This window comes from Pseudomonas sp. GL-B-12 (assembly GCF_019955895.1).
In the GTDB taxonomy this organism is placed as follows: domain Bacteria; phylum Pseudomonadota; class Gammaproteobacteria; order Pseudomonadales; family Pseudomonadaceae; genus Aquipseudomonas.
On sequence record NZ_JAHBCX010000050.1, the window covers coordinates 13,656 to 37,083 of the forward strand.

A 23,428-nucleotide genomic window follows, 5' to 3' on the forward strand; every position below is an offset into this window, starting at 1 on the left:
AGTCACAGAAGATCCAGTGTGGGAGCGGGCTTGCTCGCGAAAGCGGTTTTTCAGTCGACATCATTGTTGACTGACACTCCCTCTTCGCGAGCAAGTCGGATCGCCGCACCGCCGCTCCCACATTTTTAGTGTTTACAACAAGCTGATCGGATAGCTGATGATCAGGCGGTTTTCATCGAACTCGTTGTTGCTGTAGTCACGGCGCATGGTCGAGTTGCGCCATTTCAGGTTCAGGTCCTTCAGCGCACCGCTTTGCACGGTGTAGCCCAGTTCCGATTCACGCCCCCATTCCTTGCCATCGGTGATGCTGCCGGTGTGCACATTGTCGCCGCTGATATAGCGGTTCATCAGGGTCAAACCCGGCACGCCCAGGGCGGCGAAGTTGTAGTCGTGGCGCACTTGCCAGGATTTCTCCTGGGCGTTGTCGTAGCTGGAGTTGTAGCTATCGTTGGCCAGGGTCCCGCCGCTGGTGCCGTTGACCCGCATCCAGGCATTGTCGCCGGTGAGTTTTTGCAGGCCGACGTAGAACGTGTTGCCGCCGTGCTTGGCCGAAAACAAGCCGTACATTGTTTTGTTGTCCAGCTCGCCGGCCCGGGCGCTGCCGTCATCCTTGCCGTAGAAGAAACCCAGGTTGGCGCCAAGGGTCCAGTCGCCAAGCGGCTGGCTGTGGATCAGATTGATGAATTGCTGGCTGTAGATGTCCTTGAGTTCGGCGTTCCACAGGCCGATCTGGGTGCGCTTGTCGTTGAACACGTACTCACCGCCCTGGAAGTTGAAACGGTCGGAGGTGAACGCGGCTTTGCCGGTCATCGACATGTCGTTCATGCTGCTGTCGTCGCGTGGGCTGTTCTGGCGGAACTGGCCACCGTAGAGCGTCAGGCCATTGATTTCCTTCGAGGTGATCTGGCCGCCACGGAAGGTTTGCGGCAGCGAACGACCGTCGTCCGAACGCAGGATTGGCAACACCGGCATCCACTCGCCGACTTTCACTTCGGTCTGCGACAGCTTGGCCTTGAACGCGACGTTGGTGCGCCCGAAGTTATCCGCCGGGCGACCGTCATGATCCAGCGGCAGCAGTTGGGTACCGCCGGTGCCTTTGCCGCCGTCGAGCTTCACCGAATACAAACCGAGCACATCCATGCCGAACCCGACTGTGCCCTGGGTGAAACCGGACTTGGCGTCGAGGATGAAACTCTGCGTCCATTCTTCAGCCTTGCCCTGGGCCTTGGTCGGGTTGGTGAAGTTGCGGTTGATGTAGAAGTTGCGCAGGTTCAGGTTGACCTTGGCCCCTTCAACAAAACCCGACTCCTCGGCGTAGGCGGGCAGGGCCGCGCTGGCCAGGGCCATGGCGATCAGGCTGGGAACGAAATACTGCGCGGTGGAAGACGTCATGAGCTCGGGTCTCTCTAATTCTTGGGGATGAAGCGGGGTGATGCCACAACCCGGGGTTGCAGACGAATATTCGGAATCAGCACAAAACGAAGCGGGTCAGCCGGTGAGGGCAGGGCGCGGGGGCATGGTGTCGAACCTGTTGTTATTGGTTTTGTGGTTCGGATGGTGCGGGGAATGTACTGGATGGTTCAATCGTAAAAAGCGGGTTTTGGGCGATTATCGAACGAAAGTATAAGCGTTCGCGCAGGTGTGCTTTCGATTTGGCTAATAAGGGCGTGCAAGGGATTAAACAGAATGTTCTGGCTTTGGCGTATGTCAACCTAGTAGATCTGATAGTTGTAAGGGGGAAGGCTGTGGCATAGGTTTAATGTGTTGTTTGGTTGTTGATGATCGCTTGAGATAATGGTGGCCCCTATGGAAGCCTTAAAGAAAAAGATAGTTGTTAAAGAAAATAATGGGCAGGTTGTTGTTGAAGGCGGAAAAATTCCCGTGCTGAATATCCCCGCTGTACGGGGGGTGATAAACGGGAACCTTAAAATTGACGATGGGGACAATATCGATATTGAGTTCCGCGGAGATGGTGAGCGCGAGGAGCTATATTTTTATTGGCAAAGTGAACCTCATTATTTCTTTTTGCTCGCCAAGAAGGTAGGTCCATATACGGAGTTGGCTTTTTGGGGGGATGAATTAAAGGTTGGCTCTCATCAAATAGGATGGGGCGCCAATGAGGTGCAAGCAGAGTTCTTGAGGCACGGCAGTACAGGCTATCCTCAGTCGGAATTGCGTGGTTCGCTTACTGTTATGTTCATTACCGAGCAAGGTGAGTGGGATGTCATTGAGGGGCATTTTAGTTTTAATTATATTGATAACAGCGAGGAGAAGCCGCGGGATGTGGTTTTCTCATGTCCGAATTTTCGATTGAGAGTGCCGAAATCAAAGCGTTTGGAGGCGCGTGGCCAGGCGTGATAAGTGCGTGATGTGGTCGAGCTAAAGCTCTGATCGAAAACCCATGTCATGGAGCACTGGCATGGGTTTTTTCTTACTTGTGAAACAGAACCTCTTACGCGCGATGACGAGGCTTTTTCATCGGCTCGTTCGTCACTGTCTGACACTTATCGTTCGTAGGACGGCATTACCGACTCCTGCACGCTGTTTCTCAAGTTCGAATCGCAGAACCCCGGCGGTTTGATCAAGGTCGCCTGCATCCCGGCGGTACCATCGTCGAGGCAACTGTGCTGGCAACACCGGCCTGGGTCTGGCCGTGGTCGGCCGCGCCCAGGCGCTGGCTCGGATTTGACGCCAGGTGTGTACGCAACGCCTTTGGGACAGGCATAAAAAATCCGGAATCCTCGGTGGGATTCCGGATTTTCGTGAGCCTCAAGGATCAGTCAAACATCCTTGCGAGCGCATGCCGATCAGAACATCTTCAGCTTCGGTGCTTCTTCTTTCAACGGCTCGTTCTTCGCCGTCTGTTCGTTCCAGCCACCACCCAGGGCCTTGTACAGGTTGACCTGGCTGACCAGCTGCGCCAGACGGTCGGTGATCAGCACCTGTTGTGCACTGAACAGCTGACGCTGGGCATCGAGGAAGGTCAGGTTGCTGTCGACCCCGATGCGGTAACGACGCTCGGCCAGGCGGTAGTAGTCCTGGTTGGCACTGACGAAATCTTTCTGTGCCTGCAACTGCTGGACGTAGGTCTGGCGCGCGGCCAGGCCGTCGGCGACTTCCTGGAAGGCCGTTTGAATGGACTTCTCGTAGTTCGCCACGCCGATGTCTTTCTGGATTTTCGAGTAATCCAGGCTGGCGCTCAGGGCGCCGGCGTTGAAGATCGGCAGGTTGATCTGCGGCTGGAACAGCCACGTGCCCGAACCACCCTTGAACAGACCGGACAGGTCCGGGCTCAAGGTCCCCGCATTGGCCGTGAGGCTGATGCTCGGGAAGAACGCAGCCCGCGCCGCGCCGATGTTGGCGTTGGCGGCCTTGAGGTTGTACTCGGCCTGAAGGATGTCCGGACGACGATGCAGCAGGTCCGACGGCAGGCCGGGCGGAACGTCGCTCAGCAGGTCGTCGTCAAGCGGTTTGGCCGCTTGCAGGTTGGCCGGGACGCCGGTGCCGAGCAGCAGCACCAGGATGTTCTCGTCCTGGGCGACCTGACGGGTGTACTTGGCCAGTTGCGCACGGGCGTTTTCCACCGAGGTGCGCGACTGCGCCAGGTCCAGGGCCGAAGCGACGCCGACTTCGTTGCTGCGGGCGGTGAGCTTGTAGCTCTCCTCGAAGGCGGCCAGGGTGTCCTGGGTCAGCTTGTACAGTTCCTTGTCGGCCTGCCAGGTCAGGTAGGCATTGGCCACACTGGCCACCAGGCTGATCTGCGTGCTGCGGCGGCCTTCTTCGGTGGCGAAGTACTTCTGCAACGCTTCTTCGTTCAGGCTGCGAACCCGACCGAACAGGTCGAGTTCATAGGCGCTGACGCCAACCGTTGCCGAGTAGGAACTGGTGATGCCGGCTTGACCGGTCTGCGAAGCGTCAGTCGGAACGCGCTGACGGCTGCCGGTGCCGTTGGCCGAGACGGCCGGGAACAGATCGGCACGGGAGATGCGGTACTGAGCCGCAAACGCGTCGATGTTCAGGGCCGCGACACGCAGGTCACGGTTGTTTTCCAGGGCAACCTGGATCAGCTGTTGCAGCGCCGGGTCATGGAAAAACTGCTTCCAGCCCTGCTCGGCAGCCGCTTGCGCCGGTGCCTGGGCCGGCGAGTACGCCAGGCCTTGCGGGTACTGGCCCGCCACCGGTGCTTCGGGTTGCTGATAATCAGGTATCAGCGAGCAGCCACCGAGCACGAAGGCGGCGACTGCCAGGGAGAGTAGCGACTTGCTCATTAGCCAGCCTCTTTAGGAGTTTCAGTAGCGTCATCCTGGTCGGCGATTTTGCGCTGGCCTATGGACGACACGGTGACGAAGAACAGCGGGACCCAGAAGATCGCCAGCACCGTCGCCGTGATCATACCGCCGATCACACCGGTACCGATTGCATGCTGGCTACCGGAACCTGCGCCCGTGGATATCGCCAGTGGTACCACACCGAGAACGAAGGCGAGCGAGGTCATGATGATCGGTCGCAGACGCATGCGGCACGCCTCAATCGCCGCATCGCGCAGGCTACGCCCTTGTTCGTGCAGTTCCTTGGCAAATTCGACAATCAGAATGGCGTTTTTCGCCGCCAGACCGATAGTCGTCAACAAACCTACCTGGAAGTACACGTCGTTGGACAAACCGCGCAGGCTGGTGGCCATCAGTGCACCGATGATCCCCAGCGGTACCACCAACATCACCGCGATCGGAATCGACCAGCTTTCATACAACGCCGCCAGACACAGGAACACCATCAGCAGCGACAGGGCGTACAGCGCCGGTGCTTGCGAACCGGACAGACGTTCTTCGTACGACAGGCCGGTCCAGGAAATACCGACACCCGCCGGCAGTTTCTTGGCAATGGCTTCGACTTCGAGCATGGCTTCACCGGTGGAGTAACCCGGTGCCGGGGCGCCGAGGATTTCCATCGCTTCCACGCCGTTGTAGCGGGCCAGTTTCGGCGAACCGTAAATCCACTCGCCCTTGGCGAACGCCGAGAACGGAACCATGGTGCCGACGCTATTGCGCACGTACCACTTCTGCAGGTCTTCGGGGCCCATTCGAGCGCCTGGCTGGCCTTGCACGTAAACCTTCTTCACCCGACCACGGTCGATGAAGTCGTTGACGTAGCTACTGCCCAGGGCAATCGACAGGGTGTTGTTGATGTCGGCGATGGTAATGCCCAGGGCACTGGCCTTCTCGTCATCGATTTCCAGCTGGTATTGCGGTTCGTCGTTCAGGCCGTTCGGACGCACCTGGGTCAGAATCTTGCTTTGCGCAGCCATGCCGAGGAACTGGTTGCGCGCTTGCATCAGTTTTTCGTGGCCGATACCGGCGCGGTCCTGCAGGAACACGTCGAAACCGGTGGCGTTACCCAGTTCCAGTACCGCCGGTGGCGCGAACGCGAACACCATGGCATCGCGGAAGGTGAAGAAGTGCTGCTGGGCACGGGCCGCCACCTTGAACACGTTGTTGTCGGCGTTACGTTCGTCCCACGGTCTGAGCATGATGAATGCCATACCCGAACTCTGGCCACGGCCGGCGAAGTTGAAGCCGGTCACGGTAAACACCGAGTTCACCGCATCACCTTCGCCGCCATCCTTGCCAGGGCGCAGCAGGAATTCACGCATCTCGTCCACAACCACTTGGGTGCGCTGGGACGTCGAACCGGCCGGGGTTTGCACCTGGGCGAACAGTACACCCTGGTCTTCTTCAGGCAGGAACGCCGTTGGAATGCGGGCGAACAGCCAGATCATGCCAACCACGATCAGCAGGTACGCCAGCAGATACGGGATCTTGCGCTGCAGGATATTGCCGACACCGCGTTCGTAGCTGCGAACGCCGCGGTCGAAATTGCGGTTGAACCAGCCAAAGAAACCGCGTTTCGGGGTGCCGTGCTCGCCTTTCGGAATTGGCTTGAGCATGGTGGCGCAGAGCGCCGGGGTGAAGATCAGTGCAACCAGTACCGACAGGGCCATGGCCGAGACGATGGTGATCGAGAACTGCTTGTAGATCACACCGGTGGAACCGCTGAAGAACGCCATGGGCAGCAGCACCGCCGACAACACCAGGGCAATACCCACCAGTGCGCCCTGGATCTGGCCCATGGATTTCTTGGTGGCTTCCTTGGGTGACAGGCCTTCTTCGCTCATCACCCGTTCGACGTTTTCCACCACGACGATGGCGTCGTCCACCAGCAAGCCGATGGCCAGCACCATGCCGAACATGGTCAGGGTGTTGATGCTGAAACCGGCTGCCGCGAGGATGCCGAACGTACCGAGCAATACCACCGGCACGGTCATCGTGGTGATGATGGTGGCACGGAAGTTCTGCAGGAACAGGAACATCACCAGGAACACCAGCGCGACCGCTTCGACCAGGGTGTGAACCACGCCCCTGATCGATTCCGTTACTACCGGAGTGGTGTCATATGGGAACACCACTTCCATCCCTTGTGGGAAGAACGGCTTGAGGCTGTCGATGGTCGTGCGCAGGGCCTTGGCGGTATCCAGAGCGTTGGCACCGGTGGCCAGTTTCACCGCCAGGCCGGAAGCCGGCGCGCCGTTGAACTGGGCGTTGATGCTGTAGTTCTCACCACCCAGACCGACTTCGGCGACATCTTTCAAGCGAACCTGGGAACCGTCCTTGTTGACCTTGAGCAGGATCTTGTCGAATTGCTCAGCGGTCTGCAGGCGGGTCTTGCCGATGATCGTCGCGTTCAGCTGGGTGCCGGGCAGGGCAGGCAGGCCGCCGAGCTGGCCGGACGACACCTGGACGTTTTGCGCAGCGATGGCAGTCTTGACGTCGATCGGGGTCAGGTTGTAGTTGTTCAACTTGGCCGGGTCGAGCCAGATACGCATGGCGTACTGGGAACCGAACACCTGGAAGTCGCCGACACCAGCGGTCCGCGAGATCGGGTCCTGCATGTTCGACACGATGTAGTTGGACAGGTCGTCCTTGGTCATGCTGCCGTCACGCGACACCACGCCGATCACCAACAGGAAGTTCTTCACCGCCTTGGTGACGCGGATACCTTGCTGTTGCACTTCTTGCGGCAGCAGCGGGGTGGCCAGGTTCAGCTTGTTCTGGACCTGAACCTGCGCGGTGTCGGAGTTGGTGCCTTGCTCGAAGGTCGCGGTAATGGTCATGGTGCCGTCGGAGTTACTTTCCGACGAGACATAACGCAGGTTGTCGATACCGTTGAGCTGTTGCTCGATCACCTGAACCACGGTGTCCTGAACCGTTTGTGCCGAAGCACCCGGGTAGGCCACGGAGATGGCGATCGCTGGAGGTGCAATGCTCGGGTACTGGTTGATCGGCAACCGGAGGATCGATAGTGCCCCGACCAACATGATCACCAGGGCAATTACCCAGGCGAAAATCGGACGGTCGATAAAAAATTTCGACATGGTTTACTCCCCTTTGCCGCCAGAGGCTTTATCAGCTGCCTGGGCGGGGGCCGGGTTCGTTACGGCTACGTTGGTCGCTTCACTGGCCTTGACTTCGACGCCAGGTTTGACGAATTGCAGACCTTCGGTGATCAGGCGATCGCCAGCCTTCAGGCCGTCTTCGATCAGCCATTGATTGCCGACGGTGCGGTTGGCCTTGAGTTGGCGCAGTTCGACCTTGTTGTCCGGGCCGACAACCAGTGCGGTCGGGGTACCCTTGAGGTCGCGGGTCACGCCTTGCTGCGGGGCCAGGATCGCCGCGCTGTTCACACCGGCCAGCAACTTGGCGTGCACGAACATGCCAGGCAGAAGGGTGTGGTCAGGGTTCGGGAAAATGGCACGCAGGGTGACGGAACCGGTGGTCTGGTCAACCGAGATTTCGGAAAATTCCAGCTTGCCGTCCAGCTTGTACTCGCTGCCGTCTTCAAGGGTCAGCTTGACCGAGGCTGTGTTGTCGCCAGCCTTTTGCAAGCGACCGCTTTCCAGCTCACGGCGCAGTTGCAACAGTTCGACCGAGGACTGCGTCACGTCGACGTAGATCGGGTCGATCTGCTGAATCACCGCCATCGCGTCGACCTGGGCATTGCTGACCAGCGCGCCTTCGGTCACCGAGGAACGGCCGATGCGGCCGGTCAGCGGGGCATAGACCTTGGTGTAGCGCACGTTGATCTGTGCGGTTTGCAGCGCGGCTTCCGATTGCAGGCGGTTGGCCACGGCGGTGTCGTATTCCTGACGGCTTACGGCTTGTTCGTCGACCAGTTGCTTGTAGCGGTCGGAAATCGACTTGGTCGAACGCAGGTTGGCTTCGGCGCTGGCAAGCGTTGCTTCATAGATCGACGGGTCGATCTGATAGAGCTGCTGGCCGGCCTTGACGTCACTGCCTTCCTTGAACTGGCGCTTGAGAATGATGCCGTTGACCTGCGGGCGGACTTCGGCAATGCGGAACGCACTGGTACGGCCGGGCAGATCGGATGTCAGGGTGAAAGCTTGCGGTTGCAGAGTCACGACGCCGACCTGAGGCGGTGGGGCGGCCGGTGCTGCCTCTTCCTTTTTGCATCCGCTGAGTAGCGATGCCAGGGCGACGGCGGCGACCAGAGCGGTAACAGCTGGCTTGAATTGCATGAAAATCCTCGGGTCAGGCGCGCAAGGAGCGCACTAGAAAGGTGGAAGGTTGAAAAGTGTTTGCCGAGTGGATAAGTAGCTTGCTAAGGAATATACTTACGTACATGGCTGTTTGTAAATACCCAGGCTGCGTATCAATGTCGCTACACGGGCCGTTACACAAGCCGTTGAAAGGTTGGAATTGTAGGCCGGGGACGCCCCCCCAGAACGTTCGCCCCACTTTTATTCAGCCGATGTTCAGGCATCGCTGAAGCACCCTGATTGAGGTTGTACTGCCATGGTCCGTCGTACCAAAGAGGAAGCTCAGGAAACCCGCGCGCAAATTCTCGTGGCGGCCGAAAAGGCCTTTTTCGAGCGAGGCGTGGCGCGCACGACCCTGGCGGACATCGCGACCCTGGCCGGCGTCACTCGAGGGGCCATTTACTGGCATTTCAGCAACAAGGCGGATCTGGTGCAGGCCATGCTCGACACCCTGCATGAGCCGCTGGAAGAAATGGCCAAGGCCAGCGAGAGCGAAGACGAACTCGATCCCCTGGGCTGCATGCGCAAGCTGTTGATTCATTTGTTTCATCAAATTGCGCTGGACCCGAAAACCCGACGCATTAATGAGATTCTTTTTCATAAGTGCGAATTCACCGATGAAATGTGCGACCTGCGCCAACAACGGGTGTCAGCCAGCCTCGAATGCAATGTGCGGATCGGCCTGGCCCTGAGTAATGCAGTGAATCGCGGCCAGTTGCCGGAAAACCTCGACACCGCCCGCGCCGCCATCAGCTTGCATGCTTATATTGACGGCATCCTGTACCAGTGGTTGCTGACCCCCGACAGTTTTGAATTGCACACCGAAGCCGAGCGTTGGGTCGATACCGGGCTGGATCTGTTGCGCTTTAGCCCCAGCCTGCGCAAATAAAGCAAAATGCGTAATCGGCGTCTTGTGTGTCAACCGTTGAAGCCGAAGATGAACAGTTCTTCACGCGCCCTTCGACAATGGGGTGCTTTTATATACTTACACTCGGCAGGTTGACAGGTAGCAAGCTCAGTAATTTGTAGGAATATTGTGTCGAGTCTGTGAGAAGGCCATATATCGCCCTTGTGGGCATGGACAATTCCACACTATGTTGTCAGCAACTAAAAAGCCCCGGCTCTTTCGAGTCGGGGCTTTTGCGTTTCAGCCATTACTGATTACAGCGTCGGGTAGTCGATGTAGCCAACCGGGCCCTTGGCGTAGAACAGTTCCGGGCGCGCTTCGTTCAGCGGCGCGTCAGCCTGCAAACGTGCTGGCAGGTCAGGGTTGGCAATGAAGGGTACGCCGAAGGCGACTGCATCGGCCTTGCCACTGGCGAGCAACGCGTTGGCGCTGTCCTTGGTGAAACGCTCGTTGGCAATGTAAGGGCCGCCGAAGGCTTCCTTGAGTTGTGAGCCGAGGCTGTCGGCACCTTCTTTCTCCCGCGAGCAGATGAAGGCAATGCCACGCTTGCCCAGTTCGCGAGCGACGTAGGTGAAGGTTTCGGCCAGGTTGTCGTCACCCATGTCATGCAAGTCGGCGCGTGGCGACAGGTGCACGCCCACACGGCCGGCGCCCCAGATTTCGATGGCGGCATCGGTCACTTCCAGCAGCAGGCGGCCACGGTTTTCCAGGGAGCCGCCGTAGTTGTCGGTGCGCTGGTTGGTGCTGCTTTGCAGGAACTGGTCGAGCAGGTAACCGTTGGCGGCATGGATTTCCACACCGTCGAAGCCGGCGGCCTTGGCGTTCTCGGCACCGACGCGGTAAGCGTCGACGATGTCGGCGATTTCAGCGATTTCCAGGGCGCGCGGCACAGGGAAGTCGGCCAGCGGACGCACCAGGCTGACGTGGCCCTTGGGCTGGATGGCGCTTGGGGCGACCGGGGCTTCATCGTTCAGGTACAAACCGTGGGAAATGCGCCCCACGTGCCACAGTTGCAGGAAAATCTTGCCGCCCGCTCCATGGATCGCCTTGGTCACGTTGGACCAGCCACGCACCTGATCGTTGGACCAGATGCCCGGGGTGTCAGGGTAGCCGACGCCCATTGGCGTCACCGAAGTGGCCTCGCTGAGGATCAGGCCGGCGGAGGCGCGTTGCACGTAGTACTCGGCCATCAGCGCGTTGGGCACGCGACCTTCGTCGGCGCGGCAGCGGGTCAGTGGCGCCATGATGATGCGGTTGGCCAACTCGAGGTCGCCCAGTTTGATCGGATCGAAAATAGTCGTCATTTAGTGGCTCTCTTTTGGAGATCAGTTAGAAGTAGCTGGGGCCAGATCGGGATTGCCGCTCTGACGGAAAGTAATCAGGGTCACCAGCAGGGCGAGTACCGCCAGTACGGCTGCCGCGAGCGGCACGCTGGTCAGGCCGAAGCCGTGGGCGATCACGCTGCCGCCGACCCAGGCACCCAAGGCGTTGCCGATGTTGAAAGCGCCGATGTTCAGGGTCGACACCAGGTTCGGTGCGGCCTTGCCGAAGGTCACCACGTTCACTTGCAGCGCCGGGACGGCGGCGAAGCACGCGGTGGCCCAGAGGAACAGGGTGATTTCGGTCGGGATCAGCGCGACGCTGGTCCAGGTCAGCACGGTGGACACCACGGCCATGGTGATGAACACGCCGATCAGCGTCGCGGCCATGCCTTTGTCGGCCAGCTTGCCGCCAATGATGTTGCCGACCGTCAGGCCCAGGCCGATGAGCATCAGGGTCCAGGTCACGCCACGGGGCGAGACGCCGGTGACTTCGCCGAGGAGCGGCGCGACATAGGTGAACAGGGTGAATACCGAGGCGGCGAACAGTGCAGTCATGCTCAGGGACAGCCAGATGCCGCCGCCCTTGAGTGCGGCCAGTTCGGCGCGCATGTCGAGTTTTTCTTCATCACGCTTGGCCGGCAGGAAGCGGATCAAACCGATCAGTGCGATCACACCGATCACGGTCACGGCCCAGAAGGTCGAACGCCAGCCGGCTTCCTGACCGAGGGCGGTGCCCAGCGGTACGCCGAGGACGTTGGCCAGGGTCAGGCCGGTGAACATCAATGCCACGGCCGAAGCGCGTTTGTTCGCAGGCACCAGGCCGGCGGCTACCACTGAACCGATACCGAAGAAGGCGCCATGGCACAGGGCGGTAACCACACGGGCGAACATCAGCACGTTGTAGTCGCCGGCCACTGCGCAAAGCAGGTTGCCGACAATGAAAATGCCCATCAACGCCACCAGGGCTGCCTTGCGCGGCAGTTTGGCGGTGGCCAGCGCCATGAACGGCGCGCCGATGGCCACGCCCAGGGCGTAACCGGTCACCAGCCAGCCGGCACCGGGAATCGATACACCGAGGTCAGCTGCCACGTTGGGCAGCAGGCCCATGATGACGAACTCGGTGGTGCCGATGGCGAAGGCGCTCAAGGCCAGGATGAGTAGCGAGAGGGGCATGGGGTAATTCCTTTTTTAGCCGACTGACGTGGGGGGCGTTCTCAATTGGTTTTCCCGGCGCTGTGTGAAAACCAATTGAGAACGCCCCCACAGGGTCAGAGCTCTTTACTGAAGGTTTTGAGGAATTCCTGAATGGTTTCCTCATTTCGTTTGAAGAAGTGCCATTGGCCGACTTTGCGGCTGCTGATCAGGCCGGCGCGTTGCAGGGTAGCCAGGTGTGCGGACACCGTGGACTGCGACAAACCGCAGCGCTGATCGATCTGCCCGGCGCAAACGCCGTGCTCGTTGCTGTGGGACTGGTCGGGAAATTCGACGGTCGGGTCCTTGAGCCAGTGCAGGATGTCTCGCCGTACTGGGTGTGCCAGGGCTTTTATTATTTCGTCGAGATTGATGGTCATGATGTGGGCTCGTGATGTTTAAAACGCTATATCGCGATGAGGCGAACTTTAAATCGGTATTTCGCGATATACAAATATGATTTGGCTCTGACCAGCTCGCATTTCGGTATATCGAGTTATAACGATATGTTGAGTGTAACAAGACAAGAGGGCAGTGCTAAGCTGCGTCCATGAACTATCTCGCACATCTTCACCTCGGTGGCCAGCGTCCCGGCCAATTGCTCGGCAGTCTGTATGGCGATTTCGTCAAGGGACGGCTGCAAGGGCAATTCGCTCCGGAAATCGAGGGGGCTATCCAGTTGCACCGCAGCATCGACGTGTTCACCGATCGCCATCCGCTGGTGGACGTCGCACTGTCGCGTTTCTCCCTGACCCGTCGTCGCTACGCGGGGATCGTGCTCGACGTGTTTTTCGACCATTGCCTGGCCCGGGACTGGGCGCTGTATGCCGACCGGCCTCTGGCGTTGTTCACCTCGGACGTTTACCGGGTGCTGTCCAGCGAACGGCAATTGCCGGAGCGGCTGGCGAAGATTGCGCCGTACATGGTGGCCAATGACTGGTTGGGCTCGTATCAGGAATTCGAAGTGCTGGAGCAGGTATTGCGAGGGATCTCGCGGCGCCTGACCCGGCCGGAAGAGCTGGCGGCGGCGATGCAGGAGTTGCGGCGGTTGTATGAACCGTTGAGCGAGGACTTTCGGTTGTTCTATCCGCAGTTGCAGGATTTTGCCCGGAACTATCCAACACCATAAAACCCATGTGGGAGCGAGCAGGCTCGCTCCCACAGGATACTTCGGTGAATCAAAGATCGCGTCACGCCGCAATAGCAGGGCGCATTGGTGCTCGCTGAGGTTCAACGACAGCCCCAAACAACGCCTTCTGCACCGCCTGCTGCGCCTCGAACGCCAGTGCCGCGCGTTCCCGGCCTTCGCAAGCGATTGGCTTGAGCAGATGAATCTCCACACCGCCACGGTCATTGGCAAACAACCGCATCAGATGCGACAGCAAGTCATCGTCGCCAATGAACGGCGCCAGCGCGCAAGGCTCGCCGTTACGCACATAACGAATCGCCACCGGCTGCATCGCCACTTCGGAATCGATGGCGGCGGACAGCAGGCGACCATGGAAGGTCCGCAGCGAACGGCCATTGGTAGTGGTGCCTTCCGGGAACATCAGCAGGGGGTGTGCCTGTTCCAGGTGACGGGTCATCTGCTTGCGGATCAACTGGCTGTCACCCGAGCCTCGGCGGATAAACAGGCTGCCGGCCTTGGCCGCCAACCAGCCGGCTACTGGCCAGGTGCGCACTTCGGCCTTGGACAGGAACGACAGCGGCGTGAGCATGCCCAGCAGCGGGATGTCGGTCCAGGACACGTGGTTGCTGACCCAGAGCATCGGTGCCTTCGGCAGCTCGCCGTGGACGGTCACGTCAAAGGGCAGGGCGTTGCTCAGGCGGGCCATGAAAAACCGCGACCAGCGCTGACGACGCGCCATCGAATGGGCCAGGCCCAGGCGCTCGAACACTCCGAACACACTGGCCATGCCCAAACCCAGCATCACCACCAGCAGCACTCGCGCGATTCGCGCGTACACCCGTAACCGGCTCATTACACAGCCGCCTTGAAGTGTTTGGCGTAACGCGGGCAGAGCTCGTCGCGCTTGAGCAGGATGAACACGTCGGCGACCTGGAAGTCTTCGTCCCAGCATGGCTCGCCGCAGATCTTCGCGCCCAGGCGCATGTAAGCCTTAAGCAGCGGTGGCATTTCGGCAATCACGTTCGACGGGATGTCCAGGCTCGGCAGCGGGTTTTTAGGCTCGGCGCGCAGATGTTCGGTGCATAGGTAGCGTTCGCGCAGACGCTGCATGATCGCGTGGGCCTGCACGCCGCCATCCTGCATCGGAATGCTCGCGCAACCCATCAGGTAGCTGTAGCCGCCCTGGTTCAGGACTTCGGCCAGTTCGCCCCAGAGCACGGCGATGGTGCCGCCGTTGCGGTAGGCCGGGTCGACGCAGGTGCGACCGATTTCCAGGATCGGGCCTTGCAGGTGCACCAGGCCGTGGAGGCTGAATTCTTCTTCGCTGTAGAACTTGCCCAGGCTGCTGGCAGCCGTGTGGTCGAGCAAACGGGTGGTTGCCACCAGACGCCCGGTATTCAAGTCACGCACGCCGATGTGGGCGCAGTGAACGTCGTAGTCATCCATGTCCAGACCCAGTTCAGCGCCCTTGAGCCTGGCGTTGAATTCGCCACTGAACACGTTGAAGCGCAAGGCCTGGGCTTCCTGCAAAGCCTCGGCACCCACCAGGCGTTCGGCTTGCAGGCGGCGTTCGTTGCCGGTGTCGCTGATGCGGGCGATCTGAGTCATGACGAATCTCCGTGCGGGCTGCTCACCCGTCTTTGGGCTACAGCGAATCGACTTTCTTTGTCTAGCCGTGTTGTGCAAAGTCAGGCTATGTAGCCCCGGTGTCATCGCCATTAAGCTTTGGTGATGCTTATATGACAGCCCTCGAGGAGCCTCTTATGCCCTGGCAAACCCTGTTGAACCGCCGTGATCGCTTGCCCGCCAACCCGGATCTGGCCGAAGGTTTCGCGACCTTGTTGCAGCAGTTGGGCACGGTCACGCCGTTCGAATTGGCAGTGCTTGGCGGGCGGTTGATGGCGACACCGGGGTTGGCGTTTCTGGTGGGCTATCAGGCGGCCTTACGCATGCTCTGGCCGAGCGCGCCACTGAGCCTGGGCGCGCTGTGTGCCACCGAACAGCGCAGCCTGCGCCCGGCCGACATGCAAACCCGACTGAGCGGTTTGCGCCTGAGCGGACGCAAGGATTTCGTCACCGCCGGTAATGCCGCCGACTGGCTGCTGGTGGCGGCACGCAGCGAGGAGCCCGGCGCCGATCCACGCTTGAGCCTGGCGGTGATCTATCGCGATGAGCCGGGTGTGCAGGTGGAAAAACTGGCGCTGATCCCGTTGATGCCGGACATCAGCCATGGCCGCTTGTTTCTGGATAACGCGCTGTGCGAGTTGCTGGCGGGGGATGGTTGGGACGCGTACGTCAAACCGTTCCGCACGCTGGAAGACATCTATGTACTGAGCGCCATGACGGCGTGGTTGTATGGCGTCGGCCAAGAATGCGATTGGCCACAAGGCTTGCAATTGCGGTTGCTGGGGTTGCTCGCGGGGTGCGCGGAATCCAGCCGCCAGCCACCGACCCATCCGGCCGGGCATGTGTTACTTGGCGGGTTGTTTGCACAGTTCGATGGGCTCAAGGCTGAGGTGAATGAGGCGCTGGCTGGAGGGCCTCAAGAGTGGGCGACGATGTGGCAGCGGGATCAGGCGGTGATGGAGTTGGCGGCGGGGGCTCGGGGGAAGAGGTTGGCCAAGGCATTGGCGGAATTTTCACTGCCCTGACTGGCCTCATCGCGAGCAAGCTCGCTCCCACATTGGATCTTCAGTGTGAGCGAGATCCCTGTACAAGCGAGCTTGCTCTCGATGGCGGCCTGATTGGCAACATGAACTTCTGAATTGTCATCAACCTCGACTAGGCTCAGCAGGTTCAATCTCCGAGCCCCCGCCATGCCCAAAGGCTTGTCCCTGATTTTCCTGCTGTTGCTCAGCCTCACGGCCCAGGCTGAAAACTGGCCCGCCGAGCAATGGCCGACCGCCCCGACACCGACCGGCCCGGCGCTTCAAGCCTTGGAGGCCTATGCCTTCCCAACCCGCGATGACACCACTCGCCAGGGCATTCGCACTGATGCCTTGCTGGTGATCCGCGACGGCCAATTGATCTACGAACGCTATGCCGGCCCGACGACGGCCGAGACACCACACCTGACCTGGTCGATCAGTAAAAGCCTGATGGCCACGGTCCTCGGTGTGGCCTACGGCGAAGGGCTGTTCAAGTTGCAGGACCCGGTACAGAAGTTTTATCCACCGCTGCAAAAGCACCCCTCCACGACCATGGCCGACCTGTTGCACTGGGCCTCGGGCATCGACTGGCAAGAGGACTATGAATACGCACCGCTGAAGTCGTCGGTGGTGGCCATGCTCTACACCCGCGGTCACCGCGACATGGCCGCGTTCACCGCAGCGCATGCCGAGTACGCGGCACCGGGCCAGGCATTTCGCTACTCCAGCGGTGACAGCAACCTGTTGTCCGCCGCGTTGAAAACCATCGTCGGCCCCAGCCGCTATCTCGACTATCCGTGGACTGCATTGTTCGAGCCGCTGGGCATTCGCCATGCCGTTTGGGAAACAGATGCTACGGGCACTTTCGTCGCTTCGTCCTATGCCTACCTCTCTGCACGGGATCTGGCCCGGGTCGGTCTGTTGATGGCACGCGAGGGTCGCTGGGCAGACAAGCAACTGCTGCCCAAGGACTGGGTGGCATTCAACCGCGAACCGTTCGCTCACTATCACGCCGATCAAGACGATGCCGTCCCCGGCGGCCAGTGGTGGCTCAATCGAGCCGTTGAGGGCGCGGCACGACCCTGGCCCGATGCCCCCGGCGACACCTTCGCCGCGTTGGGTCATTGGGGCCAGGCGATGTACGTGATCCCCAGTGAACAGCTGGTGATCGTCCGCTACGGCGATGACCGCGACGGCAGTTACCGGCACAACCAATTGCTCCAGCTCGCGCTCAAGGCGTTTGCCGGGAAGGTGCAGCCATGAGCGGTTTCATTCGCCGTCGACCGGTCAGCTCTCTGTTGCTGATCCTGCTGATCGCCTTGCTCGGCTGGATCTGGCACGAACGGGTGGCGCTGTGGGCGTTCCCCGACATCATTAGCGCTTACACCGCCAAGGAGTACTGTTCGTGCCGCTACGTGATGAACAACGATGCCGAGTACTGCCACGGTTATGTGAAACAGTGGCTGCCCGCCAGCGGCTTTACCGATGACCCGGCCGGCAAGCGTGTCACGGTCAGCGGCATGGGCCGCAGCAACAGCGCGGTGTGGATCGGCGAGCGCCAGGGTTGCCGCTTGCAGCCTTGAACACGAATAGATTCGTGGGTGAGGACAAGGCTTTTGTGGCGAGGGGGCTTGCCCCCGTTGGGTCGCGAAGCGGCCCCCCAAAACCATGCAACAGGTTCCATCAGGCAAACCGCAATGACAGGTTTTGCGACTGCTTCGCAGCCGAGCGGGAGCAAGCTCCCTCGCCACAAAGGCAGGTTTGGAGTAATAGACGGCTTGCAATGCGCTGAAGGCCAGTTAAGGTTCAGCACAGGTTTATCTGCCCCACGAGTCTCTATGTTCAAGCGCTCCACCCTCCAACCCCTCGTTTTCCTGCTGCTGGCCGGCGCCACATTGTCGGCCCGCGCCGACTGGTACCTCGACGGCGAGTCTTCGCGCCTGTCGTTTGTCAGCACCAAGAATGCCAATGTCTCCGAAGTGCAGCGCTTCCTGGTGTTGCACGGCAAGGTCGATCCCGAGGGACTGGCACAGGTGGAAGTCGAACTGGAGTCGATCAACAGCGGCATCCCGTTGCGCGATGAACGCATGCGCAAGGAATTGTTCCAGATCGACCGGTTTCCCGACGCCTTGATCACCACGAAAATCGATCTGCGCCCGATCAACGACCTCGCTCCCGGCGCACAGCTGGAGTTGCGCCTGCCGCTGACGGTCGACCTGCACGGCAAGCAACACGAGTACCAAGCCGAACTGCTGGCGACCCGTCTCGATGACCGCCGCTTTCAAGTGGTGACCCTCGAACCTCTGGTAATCAACGCCGAAGATTTTGATTTGGCTCCCGGCCTGGAAGCGTTGCGCAAAATGGCCGGTTTGTCGGCGATCAGTCTTTCAGTGCCGGTGAGTGCGGTACTGATATTCACGGCGCGCTGACATGGCCGGAGCGATTTTTCCCTGGCGTGAAGGCAACCATTTCGAACTGCTGATCGACGGTCCGCAGTTTTTTCCGCGCATGCTGGTGGCGATTGCCCGGGCTGAAGAACAGGTCGAACTGGAGCTGTATCTGGTGGAGGCGGGCGCCTGCGCCGAAGCCATGGTCCAGGCCTTGGTGCAGGCCGCCGAGCGCGGTGTGCGGGTGCGCTGCCTGTTCGATGATTACGGCAGCCTCGCTTTCACCCTGACTTTGCGTCAGCGGCTGATGGCTGCCGGGGTGGAACTGCGTTTCTACAACCGGCTGAGCTGGCGGCGCTGGGTCGGCAACTTCTACCGCGATCATCGCAAGCTGTTACTGGTGGACCAGAGTCTTGCCGTGGTCGGCGGCACCGGTGTCACTGATGAGTTCTGGACACCGGGCGAAGACGTCAGCGAATGGCACGAAGTGATGGTGGAAATCACCGGTCCGCTGGTGCTCGACTGGCAACTGCTGTTTGATCGTCAGTGGATTGCCAACCGCCATCGACGTGCCTGGCGACCGGCCTCGCATTTCGGTCTGCCGCGCCTGCCACGGGTGCCGTCCATAGGCGAAGGCATGGGCCGTGTGGCCTATGCCGACGCCCGTCAACACCGGGATATTCTGCAATCGCTGGTGCGCGCCCTGAACAGCGGTCAGCGACGGATCTGGCTGGCCACGCCGTACTTTTTGCCGACCTGGAAAGTCCGCCGCTCCCTGCGCCGGGCGGCTGCCCGGGGCGTCGATGTGCGGTTGCTGCTGACCGGCCCCCGTACCGATCACCCATCCGTGCGCTATGCCGGCCATCGCTACTACCCGCGACTGCTCAGGGCCGGGGTGACGATTTACGAATACCAGCCGTGTTTCCTGCACTTGAAAATGGTCCTGATCGATGACTGGGTGAGCATCGGTTCGTGCAACTTCGATCACTGGAACCTGCGCTTCAACCTGGAGGCCAACCTGGAAGCACTGGATCCCGGATTGACCCAAGCGGTAGCCGCGAGTTTCGAACGGGACTTCGGGTTGAGTGAGCAAGTCAGTCTGGAGGAGTGGAAGCGTCGGCCGTTGTGGCGGCGAGTCAAGCAGCGGGTGTGGGGATGGGTGGATCGGGTGGTAGTAAATCTGCTGGATCGACGGGGTTGACGCCGATCTTTTAGACACCAGAAACCAAATGTGGGAGCGGGCTTGCTCCGGGCGGCGATCCGACGAAGACGGAGTGTCAGTCAATGATGATGTCGACTGACAGATCGCTTTCGCGAGCAAGCCCGCTCCCACATTTGTATTGCGTTGTTGCCGGGATTAGAGCAACTCAAAACTCTGCTGCGTCACGTCCTGGGAATCCAGACCGATCTGCACGTTGAACTTGCCCGGTTCCGCCGCGTACTTGAGCTGGGTGTTGTAGAACTTCAGGTCGTCCTCGGTGATGGTGAAGTGCACGACTTTCTGCTCGCCAGCCTTGACCATTACTTTCTGGAAGTTCTTCAGTTCCTTGATCGGGCGGATCATCGAGCCGGCCACGTCCTGGATGTACAACTGCACCACGGTTTCGCCGTCACGCTTGCCGTTGTTTTTCACCGTGACGCTGGCGTCGAGCTTGCCGGTCTTGTTCAGTGTGGTCGATGACAGCGCCATGTCGCTCAGGCTGAACTCGGAGTAGCTCAGGCCGTAACCGAACGGGTACAGGGGGCCGGTGGTGTCATCGAAGTACTGCGAGGTGTAGTTGCCCGGTTTGCCCGGAGTGAACGGCCGGCCAATGGTCAGGTGGTTGTAGTAGGTCGGAATCTGGCCGACCGAACGCGGGATGCTGATCGGCAGTTTGCCCGAGGGGTTGTAGTCGCCGAACAGCACGTCGGCGATGGCGTTGCCGCCCTCGGTGCCGGTGAACCAGGTTTCCAGGATCGCGTCAGCCTGTTCTTTCTCTTCGAGAATCGTCAGTGGACGGCCGTTCATCAACACCAGCACCAGCGGTTTGCCGGTGGCCTTCAGGGCACGGATCAGCTCGCGCTGGTTTTCCGGGATGTTCAGGTCGGTGCGGCTCGACGATTCGTGGGACATGCCACGGGACTCGCCGACGGCGGCAACGACGACATCAGCATCCTTGGCGGCTTTCACCGCTTCGTCGATCAGCACGTTTGCCGGGCGCGGATCATCCACTACTTCCGGGGCGTCGAAGTTGAGGAAGTTCAGGTAACCGAGGATTTTCGGGTCGCTGGTGATGTTGGCGCCACGGGCGTAGATCAGTGTCGATTTGTCGCCCAAGGCGTTGGTCATGCCGTCGAACAGGGTCACCGATTGCGCTGGCTTACCGGCCGCAGCCCAGCTGCCCATCATGTCGATTGGCGCCTTGGCCAGCGGACCGACCAGGGCGATTTTTGCAGTCTTCTTCAGTGGCAGGGTGTCATTCTGGTTTTTCAGCAGCACCTGGCTGCGGCGTGCCACATCACGGGCCTCGGCGCGGTGCAGGCGGCTGTCGGCGTAGGTGTCGACCGGATCATCCTCGGCCTTGCCGATGCGCAGGTACGGGTCTTTGAACAGGCCCATGTCGTACTTGGCGCCCAGTACCGCACGCACGGCGTTGTCGATGTCGCTCTGCTGGATTTCACCGGACTTCAGCAGCCCTGGCAGCTCTTTGCCGTACAGGGTGTCGTTCATGCTCATGTGGATGCCGGCCTTGATCGCCAGCTTCGCCGCTTCGCGACCGTCGGCGGCAACGCCGTGCTTGATCAGCTCGAAAATCGCCCCGTGGTCGCTGACGGCCAGGCCCTTGAAGCCCCACTCCTTGCGCAACAGGTCGTTCATCAGCCAGGTGTTGGCCGTGGCCGGCACGCCGTTGATCGAGTTCAGCGCGACCATGACCCCACCAGCGCCGGCATCGATGGCAGCGCGGTACGGTGGCAGGTAGTCCTGGTACATCTTGATCGGGCTCATGTCGACCACGTTGTAGTCGCGGCCGCCCTCGACCGCGCCGTACAGGGCAAAGTGCTTGACGCTGGCCATGATGCTGTCGGCGGCGTTGGCGCCCGTGCCCTGGAACGCCTTGACCATCACGCCGGCAATGCGCGACACCAGGTAGGTGTCTTCGCCGAAGCCTTCGGAGGTGCGGCCCCAGCGCGGGTCGCGGGAGATGTCGACCATCGGCGCGAAGGTGATGTCGAGGCTGTCAGCCGCGGCTTCCTTGGCGGCGATGCGCCCGGACAGGCCGATGGCGTCCATGTCCCAGCTCGAGGCCAGGGCCAGCGGGATCGGGAAAATGGTGCGGTGGCCGTGGATCACGTCGTAGGCGAAGAACATCGGGATCTTCAGGCGGCTGCGCATGGCCGCGTCCTGCATCGGCCGGTTTTCCGGGCGGGTGATCGAGTTGAACGTACCGCCGATGTTGCCTGCCGCGATTTCCTTGCGGATCATTTCGCGCGGCATTTCCGGGCCGATGCTGATCAGGCGCAGCTGGCCGATTTTTTCATCGAGGGTCATTTGCTTCATCAGGTTGCTGACGAAGGCTTCCTTGTTCTCCAGGGGTGCGGGCGTCGTGGCGGCCAATACGTTATGACTGGCCAGGCTGACGAACAGGCCCAGCAAACACAGCTTCTTCATGAATAGTTTTCTCAAGGGCCCAAACGGCGATGCACACGCCGGCCAGCCAAAATTTAGGGAGCGTCTATTGTTGTTCGGGTGCCGGCTCAAAAGACCAGAGCCAAAAAACCGCAGCCAGATGGCGGATGCTTTTTTGCGCAGGGCCTCTTTTTAGCCCATCGGCCCGTTGCAATCCAGAGGCGCGGGCGATTATGCCCCAAGAGCCGGCTCAGAAGGATTCACGGTCGGTTTTTTCATGAACTGTACAAGGGAGCGTCAGCCTGATGAATGTAAGTCCAACCTACCGTTCGCGCCTGCAGGTCGCCACGCTGCTGATGCTGGCCACTTTGCTGACCGCCTGCGGCATCAACAACATCCCGACGCTCGATGAACAGGCCAAGGCCGCCTGGGGTCAGGTGCAGAACCAGTATCAGCGGCGCGCCGACCTGATTCCCAACCTGGTGGAAACCGTCAAGGGCTACGCCAAACATGAAGAAGAGACCCTGACGGCGGTGATTGAGGCCCGGGCCAAGGCCACCTCGATCCAGGTGGATGCCTCGACCCTCGACAACCCGGAAAAACTCAAGCAGTACCAACAGGCCCAGGACCAGCTCAGCGGCGCCTTGAGCCGTTTGATGGTGGTCTCCGAGCGGTATCCGGACCTGAAGGCCAACCAGAACTTCCTCGCCTTGCAGTCGCAACTGGAAGGCACCGAGAACCGGATCAGCGTGGCCCGGCGTGATTTCATCCTCGCGGTGCAGAAATACAACACCGAGATCCGCACGTTCCCCGGTCGCCTGTGGCACACCGTGATGTACAGCGACCTGCCGGTGCGCGAGACCTTCGAAGCCACACCTGGGGCGGAAAAGGCCCCCGAGGTCAAATTCTGAACAGCGGTAATCGGCATCGCCACGTAAGAGGTTGCCAATGCGCGTCCTGAAAACAGGCCTGTTGCTGTTGTTGTGGGTGGTGACGATCACGGCCCGGGCCGAACTGAGCTTCCCGGCGCTGATCGGACGGGTGGTCGACAACGCGCAAATGATCGAGCCGTCGGTGCGCGAGCAACTCACCCAACAACTTCAGGCCCATGAGCAAGCCACCGGCGAGCAGCTTGTGGTAGTGACTTTGCCGGATTTGCAAGGCACCGACATCGCCGACTTCGGTTACCAACTTGGCCGCCACTGGGGCATCGGGCAGAAGGACAAGAACAACGGCGCCTTGCTGATCATCGCCCGGGACGAGCGCCGGCTGCGTATCGAAGTCGGTTATGGCCTGGAGGATCGCCTGACCGATGCCCAGAGTTCGGTGATCATCAACCAGGTCATCACGCCGGCGTTCAAGACCGGCAATTTCAGTAAAGGCATCAGTGACGGCGTGGCAGCAATGCTGGTGGTACTGGGCGGCAATCCCTTGGACGAACCCTCCACGGCGTATGAATCCAGAGGTGATCCGGGGGACGATTTCGTTGCGCGGCATCCCGGGTTGTTCGTGTTTTTGGTGATGTTGTTCATCCTGACTGTTTTTGTGTGCCAGATGCTCGGTATCCTTCCCGCTGGCCGGGGCGGCTCCGGTGGATCCGGGGGCGGCTTTGGCGGTGGTGGATTT

The 23,428-nt window shown here is 60.4% G+C and carries 20 protein-coding genes and 1 pseudogene; 11 read left to right on the forward strand and 10 right to left on the reverse strand.

What is annotated here, in order from left to right; all coding sequences use genetic code 11:
• Positions 1-132: 132 nt before the first annotated feature.
• Positions 133-1,392, reverse strand: coding sequence for an OprD family porin (locus KGA85_RS24705; protein WP_223459346.1), 1,260 nt, complete (start codon positions 1,390-1,392; stop codon positions 133-135).
• Positions 1,393-1,806: 414 nt separating this feature from the next.
• On the opposite strand from KGA85_RS24705, the gene KGA85_RS24710 reads away from it, so the two are divergent.
• On the forward strand, positions 1,807-2,358 hold the full coding sequence (locus KGA85_RS24710; protein WP_223459344.1) for a hypothetical protein: 552 nt from the start codon (positions 1,807-1,809) through the stop codon (positions 2,356-2,358).
• Between the two features lie 168 nt (positions 2,359-2,526).
• Positions 2,527-2,671 (forward strand): annotated as a pseudogene (locus KGA85_RS31465) (cystathionine beta-synthase); the annotation flags it as partial.
• 136 nt (positions 2,672-2,807) lie between these two features.
• On the opposite strand, the gene emhC reads toward KGA85_RS31465, so the two are convergent.
• From emhC to KGA85_RS24725, 3 genes are read right to left on the reverse strand one after another with little or no spacing between them, the layout of a single operon-like run.
• Complete coding sequence (emhC, locus tag KGA85_RS24715) at positions 2,808-4,268, reverse strand: efflux RND transporter outer membrane subunit EmhC (protein WP_223459342.1); 1,461 nt, start codon at positions 4,266-4,268, stop codon at positions 2,808-2,810.
• The gene (gene emhB / locus KGA85_RS24720; RefSeq protein ID WP_223459340.1) at positions 4,268-7,429 is read right to left on the reverse strand and encodes an efflux RND transporter permease subunit EmhB; all 3,162 of its coding nucleotides are present in this window, start codon (positions 7,427-7,429) and stop codon (positions 4,268-4,270) included. The genes emhC and emhB overlap by 1 nt, the downstream gene beginning before the upstream one ends.
• A 3-nt stretch (positions 7,430-7,432) precedes the next feature.
• Positions 7,433-8,590, reverse strand: a complete 1,158-nt coding sequence (locus KGA85_RS24725) for an efflux RND transporter periplasmic adaptor subunit (protein ID WP_223459338.1) — start codon at positions 8,588-8,590, stop codon at positions 7,433-7,435.
• 277 nt (positions 8,591-8,867) lie between these two features.
• Here KGA85_RS24725 and emhR point away from each other — a divergent pair, with 277 nt between their 5' ends.
• Positions 8,868-9,500, forward strand: a complete 633-nt coding sequence (gene emhR / locus KGA85_RS24730) for an efflux system transcriptional repressor EmhR (RefSeq protein ID WP_223459336.1) — start codon at positions 8,868-8,870, stop codon at positions 9,498-9,500.
• A 272-nt stretch (positions 9,501-9,772) separates the two neighbouring features.
• Here emhR and KGA85_RS24735 read toward each other — a convergent pair whose 3' ends face one another.
• The 3 genes from KGA85_RS24735 to KGA85_RS24745 all read right to left on the reverse strand — a co-directional run bounded on the left by KGA85_RS24735 (position 9,773) and on the right by KGA85_RS24745 (position 12,411).
• Positions 9,773-10,822 carry an alkene reductase gene (locus KGA85_RS24735; RefSeq protein WP_223459334.1) on the reverse strand — a complete coding sequence of 350 codons (1,050 nt, stop codon included), beginning with the start codon at positions 10,820-10,822 and terminating at the stop codon, positions 9,773-9,775.
• Positions 10,823-10,843: 21 nt separating this feature from the next.
• Positions 10,844-12,013 (reverse strand): MFS transporter, encoded by a 1,170-nt coding sequence (locus KGA85_RS24740; protein ID WP_223459332.1) that lies wholly within the window; start codon positions 12,011-12,013, stop codon positions 10,844-10,846.
• Between the two features lie 95 nt (positions 12,014-12,108).
• Positions 12,109-12,411 (reverse strand): ArsR/SmtB family transcription factor, encoded by a 303-nt coding sequence (locus tag KGA85_RS24745; protein ID WP_008019443.1) that lies wholly within the window; start codon positions 12,409-12,411, stop codon positions 12,109-12,111.
• A gap of 170 nt (positions 12,412-12,581) precedes the next feature.
• Here KGA85_RS24745 and KGA85_RS24750 point away from each other — a divergent pair, with 170 nt between their 5' ends.
• Positions 12,582-13,160 carry an ACP phosphodiesterase gene (locus KGA85_RS24750; protein WP_223444391.1) on the forward strand — a complete coding sequence of 193 codons (579 nt, stop codon included), beginning with the start codon at positions 12,582-12,584 and terminating at the stop codon, positions 13,158-13,160.
• Between the two features lie 61 nt (positions 13,161-13,221).
• Here KGA85_RS24750 and KGA85_RS24755 read toward each other — a convergent pair whose 3' ends face one another.
• Positions 13,222-14,013: a lysophospholipid acyltransferase family protein gene (locus KGA85_RS24755; protein ID WP_223459330.1), complete on the reverse strand. Its 792-nt coding sequence runs from the start codon at positions 14,011-14,013 to the stop codon at positions 13,222-13,224.
• A complete protein-coding gene (olsB, locus tag KGA85_RS24760) occupies positions 14,013-14,768 on the reverse strand; it encodes an L-ornithine N(alpha)-acyltransferase (RefSeq protein WP_057400777.1) in 756 nt (251 codons plus the stop codon). The genes KGA85_RS24755 and olsB overlap by 1 nt, the downstream gene beginning before the upstream one ends.
• A gap of 155 nt (positions 14,769-14,923) precedes the next feature.
• Between olsB and KGA85_RS24765 the strand changes: the two genes are divergently transcribed.
• From KGA85_RS24765 to KGA85_RS24785, 5 genes are all read left to right on the forward strand, one after another.
• On the forward strand, positions 14,924-15,811 hold the full coding sequence (locus tag KGA85_RS24765) for an acyl-CoA dehydrogenase family protein (RefSeq protein WP_223543453.1): 888 nt from the start codon (positions 14,924-14,926) through the stop codon (positions 15,809-15,811).
• Positions 15,812-15,976: 165 nt separating this feature from the next.
• Positions 15,977-17,071, forward strand: coding sequence for a serine hydrolase domain-containing protein (locus KGA85_RS24770; RefSeq protein WP_223459326.1), 1,095 nt, complete (start codon positions 15,977-15,979; stop codon positions 17,069-17,071).
• Positions 17,068-17,391: an amidase gene (locus KGA85_RS24775; RefSeq protein ID WP_223459324.1), complete on the forward strand. Its 324-nt coding sequence runs from the start codon at positions 17,068-17,070 to the stop codon at positions 17,389-17,391. The genes KGA85_RS24770 and KGA85_RS24775 overlap by 4 nt, the downstream gene beginning before the upstream one ends.
• A gap of 255 nt (positions 17,392-17,646) precedes the next feature.
• Complete coding sequence (locus KGA85_RS24780; RefSeq protein ID WP_223459322.1) at positions 17,647-18,237, forward strand: YceI family protein; 591 nt, start codon at positions 17,647-17,649, stop codon at positions 18,235-18,237.
• Between the two features lies 1 nt (position 18,238).
• Entirely contained in the window at positions 18,239-19,396 is a 1,158-nt protein-coding gene (locus KGA85_RS24785; protein ID WP_223459320.1) for a phospholipase D-like domain-containing protein, read from the forward strand.
• A 156-nt stretch (positions 19,397-19,552) separates the two neighbouring features.
• Here the strand turns inward: KGA85_RS24785 and bglX are convergent, their stop codons facing one another.
• Positions 19,553-21,844, reverse strand: coding sequence for a beta-glucosidase BglX (bglX, locus tag KGA85_RS24790; RefSeq protein WP_223459318.1), 2,292 nt, complete (start codon positions 21,842-21,844; stop codon positions 19,553-19,555).
• Positions 21,845-22,107: 263 nt separating this feature from the next.
• Between bglX and KGA85_RS24795 the strand changes: the two genes are divergently transcribed.
• On the forward strand, positions 22,108-22,713 hold the full coding sequence (locus KGA85_RS24795; protein WP_223459316.1) for a LemA family protein: 606 nt from the start codon (positions 22,108-22,110) through the stop codon (positions 22,711-22,713).
• 37 nt (positions 22,714-22,750) lie between these two features.
• On the forward strand, positions 22,751-23,428 hold a 678-nt coding region (locus KGA85_RS24800), incomplete at its 3' end, for a TPM domain-containing protein (protein WP_223543454.1).

Coding starts and splice junctions, on each gene's coding strand:
- KGA85_RS24775 (WP_223459324.1), top strand. CDS start 17,068: ATGAGCGGTTTCATTCGCCGTCGACCGGTCAGCTCTCTGTTGCTGATC.
- KGA85_RS24785 (WP_223459320.1), top strand. CDS start 18,239: ATGGCCGGAGCGATTTTTCCCTGGCGTGAAGGCAACCATTTCGAACTG.
- bglX (WP_223459318.1), bottom strand. CDS start 21,844: ATGAAGAAGCTGTGTTTGCTGGGCCTGTTCGTCAGCCTGGCCAGTCAT.
- olsB (WP_057400777.1), bottom strand. CDS start 14,768: ATGACTCAGATCGCCCGCATCAGCGACACCGGCAACGAACGCCGCCTG.
- KGA85_RS24750 (WP_223444391.1), top strand. CDS start 12,582: ATGAACTATCTCGCACATCTTCACCTCGGTGGCCAGCGTCCCGGCCAA.
- KGA85_RS24735 (WP_223459334.1), bottom strand. CDS start 10,822: ATGACGACTATTTTCGATCCGATCAAACTGGGCGACCTCGAGTTGGCC.
- emhC (WP_223459342.1), bottom strand. CDS start 4,268: ATGAGCAAGTCGCTACTCTCCCTGGCAGTCGCCGCCTTCGTGCTCGGT.
- KGA85_RS24795 (WP_223459316.1), top strand. CDS start 22,108: ATGAATGTAAGTCCAACCTACCGTTCGCGCCTGCAGGTCGCCACGCTG.
- emhR (WP_223459336.1), top strand. CDS start 8,868: ATGGTCCGTCGTACCAAAGAGGAAGCTCAGGAAACCCGCGCGCAAATT.
- KGA85_RS24740 (WP_223459332.1), bottom strand. CDS start 12,013: ATGCCCCTCTCGCTACTCATCCTGGCCTTGAGCGCCTTCGCCATCGGC.
- KGA85_RS24745 (WP_008019443.1), bottom strand. CDS start 12,411: ATGACCATCAATCTCGACGAAATAATAAAAGCCCTGGCACACCCAGTA.
- emhB (WP_223459340.1), bottom strand. CDS start 7,429: ATGTCGAAATTTTTTATCGACCGTCCGATTTTCGCCTGGGTAATTGCC.
- KGA85_RS24770 (WP_223459326.1), top strand. CDS start 15,977: ATGCCCAAAGGCTTGTCCCTGATTTTCCTGCTGTTGCTCAGCCTCACG.
- KGA85_RS24755 (WP_223459330.1), bottom strand. CDS start 14,013: ATGAGCCGGTTACGGGTGTACGCGCGAATCGCGCGAGTGCTGCTGGTG.
- KGA85_RS24765 (WP_223543453.1), top strand. CDS start 14,924: ATGCCCTGGCAAACCCTGTTGAACCGCCGTGATCGCTTGCCCGCCAAC.
- KGA85_RS24710 (WP_223459344.1), top strand. CDS start 1,807: ATGGAAGCCTTAAAGAAAAAGATAGTTGTTAAAGAAAATAATGGGCAG.
- KGA85_RS24780 (WP_223459322.1), top strand. CDS start 17,647: ATGTTCAAGCGCTCCACCCTCCAACCCCTCGTTTTCCTGCTGCTGGCC.
- KGA85_RS24705 (WP_223459346.1), bottom strand. CDS start 1,392: ATGACGTCTTCCACCGCGCAGTATTTCGTTCCCAGCCTGATCGCCATG.
- KGA85_RS24725 (WP_223459338.1), bottom strand. CDS start 8,590: ATGCAATTCAAGCCAGCTGTTACCGCTCTGGTCGCCGCCGTCGCCCTG.